The organism is Nocardia gamkensis NBRC 108242 (assembly GCF_001612985.1).
Lineage (GTDB): Bacteria > Actinomycetota > Actinomycetes > Mycobacteriales > Mycobacteriaceae > Nocardia > Nocardia gamkensis.
On the sequence record NZ_BDBM01000094.1, the window covers coordinates 1 to 11,294 of the forward strand.

The 11,294-nt window shown below is 68.9% G+C and carries 11 protein-coding genes; 2 read left to right on the forward strand and 9 right to left on the reverse strand.

What is annotated here, in order from left to right:
• Positions 1-1,372 (reverse strand): zinc ABC transporter permease AztB (aztB, locus tag NG1_RS37310; protein ID WP_157114420.1); only part of this gene is annotated, 1,372 nt, incomplete at its 3' end.
• Positions 1,373-1,431: 59 nt separating this feature from the next.
• On the opposite strand from aztB, the gene aztA reads away from it, so the two are divergent.
• Positions 1,432-2,118 carry a zinc ABC transporter ATP-binding protein AztA gene (gene aztA / locus NG1_RS34590; protein WP_062978057.1) on the forward strand — a complete coding sequence of 229 codons (687 nt, stop codon included), beginning with the start codon at positions 1,432-1,434 and terminating at the stop codon, positions 2,116-2,118.
• Here the strand turns inward: aztA and NG1_RS34595 are convergent.
• Positions 2,115-3,293 (reverse strand): MCE family protein, encoded by a 1,179-nt coding sequence (locus tag NG1_RS34595; RefSeq protein ID WP_062978069.1) that lies wholly within the window; start codon positions 3,291-3,293, stop codon positions 2,115-2,117. The genes aztA and NG1_RS34595 overlap by 4 nt on opposite strands.
• 204 nt (positions 3,294-3,497) lie before the next feature.
• Here NG1_RS34595 and cyp51 point away from each other — a divergent pair, with 204 nt between their 5' ends.
• Positions 3,498-4,862, forward strand: coding sequence for a lanosterol 14-alpha demethylase (gene cyp51, locus NG1_RS34600; RefSeq protein ID WP_062978059.1), 1,365 nt, complete (start codon positions 3,498-3,500; stop codon positions 4,860-4,862).
• Between the two features lie 61 nt (positions 4,863-4,923).
• Here the strand turns inward: cyp51 and NG1_RS34605 are convergent, their stop codons facing one another.
• The 7 genes from NG1_RS34605 to NG1_RS34635 form a co-directional block, all read right to left on the reverse strand.
• Entirely contained in the window at positions 4,924-6,150 is a 1,227-nt protein-coding gene (locus NG1_RS34605; RefSeq protein WP_062978061.1) for a cytochrome P450, read from the reverse strand.
• A 31-nt stretch (positions 6,151-6,181) separates the two neighbouring features.
• Positions 6,182-7,297: an NAD(P)H-dependent amine dehydrogenase family protein gene (locus tag NG1_RS34610; RefSeq protein ID WP_062978063.1), complete on the reverse strand. Its 1,116-nt coding sequence runs from the start codon at positions 7,295-7,297 to the stop codon at positions 6,182-6,184.
• A gap of 1 nt (position 7,298) precedes the next feature.
• Positions 7,299-8,897 (reverse strand): acyl-CoA synthetase, encoded by a 1,599-nt coding sequence (locus NG1_RS34615; RefSeq protein ID WP_062978065.1) that lies wholly within the window; start codon positions 8,895-8,897, stop codon positions 7,299-7,301.
• 25 nt (positions 8,898-8,922) lie between these two features.
• Entirely contained in the window at positions 8,923-10,173 is a 1,251-nt protein-coding gene (locus NG1_RS34620) for a hypothetical protein (protein ID WP_062978073.1), read from the reverse strand.
• Positions 10,174-10,178: 5 nt separating this feature from the next.
• Positions 10,179-10,730 (reverse strand): Cif family virulence factor, encoded by a 552-nt coding sequence (locus NG1_RS34625; protein WP_062978067.1) that lies wholly within the window; start codon positions 10,728-10,730, stop codon positions 10,179-10,181.
• Positions 10,730-10,957, reverse strand: coding sequence for a ferredoxin (locus tag NG1_RS34630; protein WP_062978071.1), 228 nt, complete (start codon positions 10,955-10,957; stop codon positions 10,730-10,732). Before NG1_RS34630 ends, NG1_RS34625 begins: the two co-directional genes overlap by 1 nt.
• 61 nt (positions 10,958-11,018) lie before the next feature.
• Positions 11,019-11,294: cytochrome P450 (locus NG1_RS34635; protein WP_157114421.1), on the reverse strand; the 276-nt coding region annotated here is incomplete at its 5' end.

Here is an 11,294-nt window from a genome sequence, read left to right on the forward strand (position 1 = left end):
CGAGCAGGTGCTCGGCGTACGGCACGGCGGCGGCGTCCGCGATCACGCCGCGCTCGCGCACCGACCCCGCGCCGAGCGCGGACCGGTCCAGCAGCGTGGTGCTACCCGCCTCGGAAACGAGCGCCGTGACCGCGCTGTCGGCGTGCGCGACCGACACCGGGCCGCCGGTGCCGACGCCCAGATCGCGGGCGGGCGCGCGGTAGTAGTGCACGTGATCGCCGTGGTCGACCGTCCACGCACCCGCGTCCAAGATCCGCATCCGGTCGCCGGCGGACAGGAACGCGAAGCGCCCGTCGGTGCTCATCCGGTCGACGCCTTCCATCCGGCCGAGATCGATCGCGTCCTCGGTGACGAGGTCGACCACCCGCACGTCACCGGTCGCGTTGTCGGCCACGACCAGACGCGGCTGCGCCTCGTCGGTCTCCTCCGCGCCCGCCACGTATCCGTGCGGCGTCGGCTCCGCAGGCTCGGATTGTTCTGTCGCGCAACCGATCAGGGGCGTGATCACGGCGAGGACCAGCCCGAGCGCCAGTGGTTTCGTGGTCGTGCGGGAGGCGCGGATCCGCTCGCGCAGCCAGGACGACAGCGCCGAGACGAAGAACAGCGCGACGGCCGTCGCCGCGATGGTCGCCCCCGCGGCGGTGCTCGCGTGCCACGAGATCAGCAGCCCGGCGAAGGTGGACAGCGCGCCGAGCGCCGCGGCGGTGAGCATGATCAGCGGGATGCGATGCACCCAGTAGACGGCGGCCGCGGGCGGCGCGATCAGCAGACCGAAGACCAGCAACGTGCCGACGATGTGGAAGGACGCGACGATCGCCAGGGTCAGCAGGCCGATCAGGGCGATGTTCGCCATCCGGGGCCGCAACCCGAGGGTGTGCGCCTTGCGCGGGTCGAAGGTGAGCGCGACGAACGCCCGGTAGCCCAGCACCGAGATCACCGCCGCGAGCACCGCGGCCGCGACCAGATACCAGAGGTCACGCGCCCCGACGGCGAGAACGTCACCGAAGAGGAAGCCGGTCAGGTCCACCGCGAACGAGGGCGAACGCGACACGATGATCACGCCCGCCGACAGCATCCCGACGAACAGCAATCCGATGCCGGTGTCGGCGGCGAACCTGGTGCCGCGGCCAAGCACCGAGACCCCGACCGCCATCGCCGCGGCGCTGCATGCCGCGCCAAGCACCAGGTTTCCGCCGAGCAACGCGGCGATCGCGACGCCCGGCAGCATGCCGTGCGCCATCGCGTCGCTGAGAAAAGCCATGCCGCGCAGCACGACCCACGTGCCGGCCAGTGCGCACAAGCACGACACGAGCAATCCGCCCCACAACGCCCGCTGCACGAACGAAACCTCGAACGGGGCCAACCACTCCATGAGGCAGCACTCTACAATGATAACGGTTTTCATTTCAATGAGGTGATCGGAGTCCGCTCATGCCGCCGTCCGCTGTCCATCTCGCCGAGGTGACGGCCGGTTACCGCGGAAAACCGGTACTGCACGCGTTCACCGCCACGATCCCGGCCGGACAGGTGACCGCACTCGTCGGGCCCAACGGGTCCGGCAAGTCCACCCTGCTCGGGGTGCTGGCCGGCGTCCTCACGCCGACCACGGGAACCGTTCGCCGACACCATCTCCGGCGCCCGGCATTCGTCGTACAGCACAGCGGTGTCCCCGCGACGCTGCCGATCACCGTGCGGGACACAGTCGCGATGGGACGGTGGGCGCATCGCGGCGCCTGGCGGCGTCTCACCCGCCAGGATCGAACGGTGGTGCGCGCGTGCCTCGACCGGATGGCCATCACCGACCTGAGCGAGCGCCGGCTCGACACCCTCTCCGGCGGCCAGCGCCAACGGGCGCTGCTCGCGCAGGCTCTCGCGCAGGAGTCGGACCTGCTGCTGCTCGACGAACCGGCCACCGGCCTGGACTCCGCCGCACAGCTGGAGATCTCCGAGGCCATCCGCCGCGTCGGCGCGCGGGGCGTGACGGTCGTGCACGCCACGCACAGCCGCGAGGACGCCCTGCGCGCCGACCACTGCCTGCTGTTGCGCGACGGCCGGCTCACCGGCCAGGGTGATCCGCACGACGTCCTGCGCGAGCAGAGCACCGAGGCGGTCGGCTAACGCGGCACCCCGGGCATGCCCGCGAAAAGGATCTGGAAGACCTTGGGCGCGTTGGGCACGACCGCGCTGGACGGAGTGAACGGCGCGCCCGCGTTGGTATCGGTGACCACGTAATCGGCGTGGCTGCCGGGAACCCGGTCGAGGATCCCGTCGCAACGTGGCCCACCGGTGGCGTTCACTTTCGGCAGGTCGTCGGGATACCGATAGGGCCGCGCGCCGTACATGAAGCTCGCGTTGAAGATTGCTCCCGGCTCGTACCCCCCGATGATGGCTTCGGCCGCGGGAAGAGCTTTCGCGATGCCGACGACCACGCAGTACAGCACGGGCGAGTACGTATCCAGCAGCGAACTGGTGGGCCGCAGGAGCGCGGTCACGGCGGTGAGATCCCCCTCGTTGTCCGTGAGCACCGACCGGGTGGTGTCGGCCAAGCCGATGAGGTCGAGCAACACCGCGTCCAGGTCTTGCGCACCCTGGGCGACCGTCGCGCCGGTCGCGGTGGCGTTGCCCGCCGTGCGCAACAGATCGGGGGTGGTGTCGGCGTAGAGCCCGGTGACCTGACCGGCAGACGACAGGTCCCGCCGCAGCGCGGGCAGACTCGGGTTGATCTGCCGCAGGTAGTCGTCCGCGCGAGCCAGGAGATCGCCCAGCCGATCGCCACGCCCTTGCAGTGCGGTGCCCAATGCGGCCAGGGTGGCGTTGAGCTTGCCCGGCTCCACCGCGGCGAGGATGTCGCTGAGACGCTGGAACAGCGTGTTGTATTCGACGGTGACCGATTCCGCGCGGATCGTCGCGCCGGGCCGCATGGGCGTCGGCGCGGGAACGCCCGGCACGACGAAATTCACGTATTTGGCGCCGAATACGGTGGTCGAGCGGATGTTCACCGTCGCATTGGCGGGCACCAGCCGCAGCAGCGCGGGATCGAGCGCGAGACGCAGGCGCGCCCGGTCACCATGGAACTCCACGGCGCTGACCCGGCCCAGTTCCACCCCCCGCATCCGCACCTTGGCGTCGGGGTCCAGAACCAGTCCGGTTCGGGATGTCTCGACGGTGACGGTCTCCGTGGAGCGGAAGCGTCCGGCGTACATCGCGACGGCGACCGCGACCAGCGCGGCGACGAGCAGGATCAGCACCGCCCCCGCGACCTTCAACCGCACTATCCGCCACGTCACCGACATGGCCTGCCTGCCGACATTCATCTTCGAATCCACCGATCACTTCTCGGCGCGGGCTGTGCGGCGATGGCGGCACCCGCGATCCTGGCGTCCGGCCTGCGCGACGGCGGACGTAGCCCGTGTCTTGCCGGACGCTCGCTGGCCGTAGTACTGTCCAGACACGTGTCCATCATAAAACTTGGACACTTATCTGGGGAAGGATTTCCAATGACTCTGGTGAAACCACAGCGGGTATCCGGAGGCGACCACGAGCACGGTCACCTGGAGGAGTTCCGGGTCGACCCGATCGGCCTGATGCGCCGGGTCCGCGCGGAGTGCGGCGACGTCGGCTCGTTCGATCTGGCGGGGCGCCAGGTCATCCTGCTTTCGGGCGCGGAGGCCAACGAATTCTTCTTCCGCTCCGGCGACGAGGACCTCGACCAGGCCGCCGCCTATCCCTTCATGAAGCCCATCTTCGGCGACGGCGTCGTCTTCGACGCGAGCCCGGAACGCCGCAAGGAAATGCTGCACAACCAGGCTCTGCGCGCCGAGCACATGCGCGGGCACGCCGCGACCATCGCCCGCGAGGTCGAGCGGATGCTGGCACGCTGGGGCGACGAGGGCGAGATCGACCTGCTCGACTTCTTCGCCGAACTGACCATCTACACCTCCTCGGCCTGCCTGATCGGCGTGAAATTCCGCAACGACCTCGACGACCGCTTCGCGCACCTCTACCACGACCTGGAACGGGGCACCGACGCACTGGCCTACGTCGACCCGTACGCCCCGATCGAGAGCTTCCGCCGCCGCGACCAGGCGCGGGCCGAGCTGGTCGAGCTGGTCCAGGCGATCATGGATCGCCGGGCCGCCGCCCCGCCGACCGGCAAGGACGACCGGGACATGCTCGATGTGCTCATCTCGATCCCGGGCGACAACGGCGAACCGCGCTTCAGCGCCAGCGAGATCACCGGCATCTTCATCTCGATGATGTTCGCGGGCCATCACACCACCTCCGGCACGGCGGCCTGGACGATCATCGAATTGCTGCGCCACCCCGAGGTACTCGGCCGGGTCGTCGCCGAACTCGACGAGCTCTACGCCGACGGCTCCGACATCAGTTTCGGCGCGCTGCGCCAGATCCCGCACCTGGAGTCCGTGCTCAAGGAGACGCTGCGCCTGCACCCGCCGCTGATCATCCTGATGCGGGTGGCCCGTGGCGAGTTCGAGGTCTGCGGGCACCGCATCGAACCCGGCGACCACGTCGCGGCCACACCCGCGATCTCGAACCGGATCCCGGAGGACTTCCCCGATCCGGACGCGTTCGATCCCAGCCGCTACATCGATCCCGACCAGGCCGATCTCGTCAACCGCTGGACGTGGATTCCGTTCGGCGCGGGCCGGCACCGCTGCGTCGGCGCGGCGTTCGCGTTGATGCAGTTGAAGGCCATCTTCTCGCTGCTGTTGCGGGACTGGGAGTTCGAGATGGCCCAGCCGTCGGAGACCTACCGCAACGACCACTCCAAGATGGTCGTGCAACTCGCGCAACCGTGCACCGTTCGCTACCGCAGGCGCCGCAAGGAAGGCAACGGCTGAGGGCACGGCCGGGCCCGCGCGAGTTCCCCGCCACCGGGTGACGGGGAACTCGCACCCGGACCTACTCGTAGCGCACTCGCCAGCTCTTGATGCCGTTGATCCAGCCCGACCGCAGCCGCACCGGCTCGGCGACCTGCCGCAGATCGGGCATCACATCGGCGATGGCGTTGAACATCAGATCGATCTCCAGCCTGGCCAGGTTCGCGCCGACGCAGTAGTGCGCGCCGGTGCCACCGAAACCCACGTGCGGGTTCGGATTGCGCAAGACGTCGAAGGTGAACGGATTCTCGAAGCCCTCCTCGTCGAAATTGGCCGAGCTGTAGAACAAGCCGAGCCGCTCGCCCTGCCGGATGCGCTGCCCGCCGAGTTCCAGGTCTTCGGTCGCGGTGCGCTGAAAGGCGGTCACCGGCGTGGCCCAGCGCACGATCTCGTCGGGCGCGGTGCGCGGACGCTGCTGCCGGTAGATCTCCCACTGTTCCGGATTGTCCACGAACGCCTTCATCCCGTGCGTGATGGCGTTGCGCGTGGTCTCGTTGCCCGCCACCGCGAGCAGGATGACGAAGAAGCCGAACTCGTCGGAGCCGAGCGCCTCGCCGTCGAGGTCGGCGTGCACGAGCTCGCTCACGATATCGCCCACCGGGCAGGCGCGGCGCTGCTCGGCCATGTTCCAGGCGTAGCCGAGGATCTCGGCCGAGGCAGTCGCGGGATCGCCGTACTCGGGGTCGTCGTAGTTGAGCATCTGATTGGACCAGTCGAACAGCTTGCGCCGATCCGCCTGCGGCACGCCGATCAGCTCGGCGATCGCCTGCAACGGCAGTTCACAGGCCACCTGTTCGACGAAATCGCCGCCGCCGGATTCCTTGGCGCCGTGCACGATGCGCGCGGCGCGATCGGTGAGTGCGGCGCGCAGGTTCTCCACCGCCCGCGGCGTGAAGCCTTTGGAGATGATCCGCCGGATCTTCGAGTGCTTGGGCGGGTCCATGTTCACCAGCAGGGCTCCGGTGAGCGCCATCTGCTCCGGCGTGATGTCGCCGGGCAGGCGGATGATCGCCCCTTTCCGCTCCGAGGAGAACAGTTCCGGATGCTTCGAGATCTCCTTGATGTCGGCGAGCTTGCTGACCACCCAGTAGCCGCCGTCGCGGAAACCCCCGGAGGTCTCGTCGGATTGCGCGTTCCACCACACCGGGGCGGTCCGGCGCAGCTGCGCGAACTCCTCCACCGGACTTCGGTTCTCCCACAGCGCCGGATCGGTGAAATCGAATCCGACAGGTAATGCCGATGCGGCCATTGCTACCTCCTAGATGAAACGGGCAAGCCGGTCAGCGCGGCGCAGTCCGCCGCGCGAGTTCGGGATCGGCCGCGGCGGACGAAGCGCCGTCGGCACCGCGCAACGAGGCGGCGGCGCGACCCGCGACGAGCGGCAGCTCGAGATAGGTCCGCACACCCGGTTCGGCGGCGACGACGTAGGGAATCGAGTTCACGCAGTGCATGGCCGTGGCGACGATGCCGGGGTTGCGCGCCAGACCTGCGGCGGCGCTGTGCGCGTGCATGCCGGTGAAGGTCACCGTCGCGCCGGGATCACCGACGATCTCGACCTCGTACCGCTCACCCGCCGGTCCGAATGTCCAGGGTGGATCGAGGTTCTCGGTGCCCATGAACCAATTCACCGCCGCCGTGATCACCGGTGCGCCGCGGACGGTCCCCTGCCAGCGGAAGCGTTGCGCGGCGACGCGTCCCGGCGCGATCGGCCCGATCGGCGAGTCGATCGGTGCGGTGGCCACCGCCGTCTCGTGCGTCACCCGCAGTCGCTCGTCGAGCGAGATGCCCAGCGCCTCCGCGATCATCCACACCGATTGGCTGTAGCCGCCCGCGAGGACGTCCGCCATGACACTGGTCGCGGCCTGCTCCGGTGTGGCGCCGAACAGCATCCAGTCCCGGACCACGTCGGGCGCGCCATAGGTGCGGATATCGGAGAATTCCTCGGCGCGCACCTCGGTGATCGCCCCCGACAGCGCCGACACCACCAGCGGAATCTTCTCGGTGATGCCGCCGGGATGGATTCCGGCGCCGTGCAGAGTGACTCCGGCGGCCCGGCACAGCTCGTCGTACCGCTGCCGCTCCGCGCGGCGCGGATAGAACCAGCCCAGCGGTGTGACGATGTTCTTGCCGGACCGCAGGATCGCGCGCACCGTCTCGGTGTCGGCCATGAACGGGCTGTACAGCACGCACTCGGCCGGTGTGGCGAGCAGACGCTCGGCATCGGTGCTCGCGCGCACTCCGATCGGCGCACGGCCGACCAGTTCGCCCAGGTCCACGCCGTCCTTGTCCGCGCTGTGCACCCAGGCACCGGCCAGTTCCAGATCGGGATGGTCGAGAATGCCCTCGATCGCGGCCCGCCCGACTCCGCCGGTCGCCCATTGGATCACCCGGATCATGTCAGTCCGCCTTGTGGTCGGGGCCCCGGCCGCCCACGTACTGCTTGGCCCACCGATAGTCGGGCTTGCCGCTGGGCGCGCGCACGATGGTGTCGGCGACCCAGATCTGTTTGGGCACCTTGTAGCCGGCCAGGAATTTGCGCACGTGCGCGTGCAGGTCGGTGAACTCCACCGGCCCGGCTCCGGACAGCGACACCACGGCGGCGACCTGATGGCCCCAGCGTTCGTGCGGCACGCCGAGCACCACCGCGTCGTAGATCGCGTCGTGGGTCTTCACCACGCTTTCGACCTCTTCGACGAACACCTTCTCGCCACCGGTGTTGATCACCATGTTGCCGCGCCCGATCAGCGTGATCGAGCCGTCGGTCTCCGCGCGGGCGCGGTCGTCGGTGACGACCATGCGTGTGCCGTCGACGGTCTTGAACAGTTTGTCGGTCTTGCCGGGGTCCTTGTAGTAGCCGATCGGCACATTGCCGGTCTTGGCCAGCCAGCCTTCCGAACCCGGCGCGACGGGGTGGCCGTCGTCGTCCACGACCACCGCGCCGCGACCGGTCTGCACGCGGGGCCCGCGCGCGGGGTCGTCGTGCTTCTGGGCGAAACCGATACCGCCGAAACCGGTTTCCGACGATCCGATGGAGTCCGAGACGACCGCCCACGGGAACAGCTCCAGCAGCGCGTTCTTCACCGGCTGCGACAGCAGCGCCGCGCCGGAGGCGATCGCCAGCAAGGACGAGGCGTCCACCGGCTCGCGCTCGAACGCCTCGAGCAGCGGTCTGGCCATGGCGTCACCGGTGATCACCATGACCTGGGGGCGCTGCTGGGCGACGGTCCGCCAGACGCTACCGGCGTCGAAGCGGGATTCGAAGATCACGGTGTTGCCCGACCACAGCGCGGTGAAGGTGGGCATCATGGCCGCGGCGTGGATCAGCGGTGGCAGCACCAGCCAGGCGCTCGGATCGACCTGGGCGCCGGTGCGGGACTGCTGGAACTCGTCGGCGACCGGTTCACCGGTGTAGAAGTCGATGCCGCCGCCGAGGACCCGCCACATGTCCTCCTGCCGCCACATGACGCCCTTCGGCATGCCGGTCGTCCCGCCGGTGTACATCATGAACAGGTCGTCGGGACCGCGGCGGACCACCGGGCGGTCCGTCGGCTCACCGGCGAGGGCGGCTTCGTAGCCCGGAGACGCGGAATCCGCGTCGCTGAACTCGTCGGCTACGCAGAGCGTGTGCCGTAACGCGGTCGTCCGGGCTTCCTGGACGGCTGCGGCGTAACAGGAGTGGTGCACGAGCACCTCGAGATCCGCGTTGGCGTAGACGTAGGCCAGTTCCGCCACGCCGTACCGGTAGTTGATGTTGATCGGCACGGCGGCGAGCTTGAAGCACGCGATCAGCGTCTCCATCGTCTCGATGCTGTTGTGCATCTGGAAACCCACGTGCGTTCCCGCGCCGACGCCGAGCCTCGCCAGATGGTGTGCGAGCTGGTTGGCGCGGGCGTCGAGCGCACGGTAGGTCACGCGGCGGCCGGACTGGATCAGCGCCACCCGCTCGGGCATGGCGTCCACGGAGTGCTCGAAGAGGTCGGCGAAGTTGTTGGCCATCTCGTTCCATCTCTGGGTGGGGCTGTCACACGACGGTGAGCGGAAGGGGGATCCCCCGGTCGGTGAAGGTGAAGGCGGCGCCGGTGCTGAATCGGGTCAGCGCGACCTCCGTCGTCTCCCGGAACGCCTTGTCGCCGAGCGTGACGGCCGCGCGCCACCCGTCCGCGCCCACCGCGACGACCTCGGCGGAGAAACGCGGGTTCACGCCGCGGACCAGGGCGTTCAGCGGCTGAAGGTGCTCGGGGTCGAGCATCGACGGCCACGCTGCGTCGGTGTGCGCACCGCTCGCGGCCGGGAACGTCACCGTGACCGTGTCGCCGCTGTCCGCGATCTCGATACCGGTGTAGGGCAATGGATTCAGAGCGGGATGTAGCCGCAGTACCGTCGCGAGCGCGGCGGCGTCGGCACCGAGGCCGAGGCAGTTGCGCAGGCGCTCACTGGTGAGCCCGGCGATCCCCGCGAACTGTTTGCGTCCGATCTCCAGCGCCGCGGCGGCGTCGGTGCGAGCCCGCACCGCGATCATGAAACCGAGGGTGAGCAGATGATGTTGCAGGCAGACCTCGTCGGCGAGACGCACCAGCGCGGAGCGGGAGAAGTCCGCGAATCGCACATCGCTGAGCAAGGGGCCCGCGTAGTCCGGCCGTCCCTCGTCGTCGCGATCGATCGCGGCCAGCTCCAGTCCCGCCGCCACCGACCCGGCGACCAGCTCGGCGTTGGGCGGCACCGGCGGCGGCACGTGCCCGGGATCGATGACGACCGTCCACGCGCACACCGGCTTCCGGTCGGCCGGGTGGCGGGGCGGGCGGTGGATGGGCCGGACCTGCGCGTGCGGGTTGGTGGCCAGCGCGGTCGCGTCGAAGGTCGGGTCTTCGATGTCGTGGCACATCGACACGACGAAGTCCTCGCCCATCGGTTCCACGTCGGCCAGCGCACCGCAGTGGTCGAGCCAGAACTCGCCGTGGTGGTGGTCCTGCACCCGGAAACGGAAGTCCATGAACTGCGGTGGAGCGCCGATGTCCAGTTGCAGGCCCTTGAAGATGGTCTCCACGCCGTCGCCTGCGAAGCCGAGCGCCCGCTGCATGCGCCGGGTGTAGACCGGGCTGGCCACCTGCCACTCCTCGATGGCGATCTCGGTCATGCCCTCCCGGCCGAACGCGGCGATCGAATGCGCCATGCCGGAGCGGTCGATGAGGTGCCCGCACAGGAGCAGTTCGGGTACCAGCGCCGCCAGGGTGTCCCGGTCCAGGTCGGCGAATCGGCTGTGTGGTGCGGTCATGTCGGTCACCACAGCGGGACGGGGGATTCGCCGATGCGGTACCAGCCGGGCAGCGGTTTGCCGGAGACCGAGCGCTCGATGCGCTTCTGCATGCCCGGTGTCAGCGCCTTGTTCGTGATCATCTCCATGAACATCGCCGAGACGTTGCCGAAGTCGAAGAAGTCCCGCTGCCAGGACCATTGGAAGTCACCGCCGTAGCGGAACCAGCTGCCGCCGATCCCTTCGGGCGAGTAGTTGCGCCCGTCCGGACGCTCGGCCTCGCTGATCTGCTTCCAGAGTCCGATGACGTTGCCGGTGCGGTCGTCGACCACGAACTCCTGGTAGGGGTAGGTCCAGCCCTCCAGTCCGGTCATCTCCTGGCCGAGGGCCAGATCGCGGATCTCGTCGCGTCCGACGGCCATGAACTCCTGGGTGGGGCCGTAGTTCCAGCCGTAGGTGGCGTCCTCGGTGTACATCTGCGCGAGCGGCTTCCAGTCGCCCTTCTCCTCGCAGCGCTGGTTCTCCACGATCCAGCGCTGGATCATCTCGTCGAGCTCGGCGCGGTCGAAAGCTGGCATCAGTCGGTACCTTTCGGGGAGTGGTCGGTCGCGTCTTCGTCGGCGATCGACAGGGCTCGAGTGGGGCAGTAACGGATCGCGTCCGCCACGGCGGGCCGCAGACCGGCGTCCGGCACGTCGTCGAGGATCTCGACCCGGCCGCGTTTGGGCACGGTGAACACCTCCGGCGCCTCGGCCTGACAGACCGCGTGCCCCTGGCACAGATCGAGGTCGGCCCGGATCCTCATGACCGGCTCCGCACGGCCCGGCTTCGCGACCCGGGTATCCGGATTCGTTCGCATCGACGGCTCATCGGGTCTCCACGGTGATGGGAAGGTGGGCGAAGCCACGCACATTGGACGAATGCACGCGTTGGATGCCGTCCGGCACGATGTCGAAAGCGGTGACACGAGAGGCGAATTCCTGCAACGCGACGGTCGCTTCCAGCCGCGCCAGGTGCGCGCCCAGGCAGAAGTGCACTCCCGCACCGAAACTCGCCAGCCCGGACTTGTCGGCACGATCGATACGGAAACTGTCACCGTCGTCGAACGCCGCGGGATCACGATTGGCCGAACCGATCAGCAG

Bases quoted from the DNA above. Each gene is read 5' to 3' on its own strand.
- NG1_RS34625 (WP_062978067.1), bottom strand. From the start codon at position 10,730: ATGCCAGCTTTCGACCGCGCCGAGCTCGACGAGATGATCCAGCGCTGG.
- aztA (WP_062978057.1), top strand. From the start codon at position 1,432: ATGCCGCCGTCCGCTGTCCATCTCGCCGAGGTGACGGCCGGTTACCGC.
- cyp51 (WP_062978059.1), top strand. From the start codon at position 3,498: ATGACTCTGGTGAAACCACAGCGGGTATCCGGAGGCGACCACGAGCAC.
- NG1_RS34630 (WP_062978071.1), bottom strand. From the start codon at position 10,957: ATGAGGATCCGGGCCGACCTCGATCTGTGCCAGGGGCACGCGGTCTGT.
- NG1_RS34595 (WP_062978069.1), bottom strand. From the start codon at position 3,293: ATGTCGGTGACGTGGCGGATAGTGCGGTTGAAGGTCGCGGGGGCGGTG.
- NG1_RS34620 (WP_062978073.1), bottom strand. From the start codon at position 10,173: ATGACCGCACCACACAGCCGATTCGCCGACCTGGACCGGGACACCCTG.
- NG1_RS34605 (WP_062978061.1), bottom strand. From the start codon at position 6,150: ATGGCCGCATCGGCATTACCTGTCGGATTCGATTTCACCGATCCGGCG.
- NG1_RS34610 (WP_062978063.1), bottom strand. From the start codon at position 7,297: ATGATCCGGGTGATCCAATGGGCGACCGGCGGAGTCGGGCGGGCCGCG.
- NG1_RS34615 (WP_062978065.1), bottom strand. From the start codon at position 8,897: ATGGCCAACAACTTCGCCGACCTCTTCGAGCACTCCGTGGACGCCATG.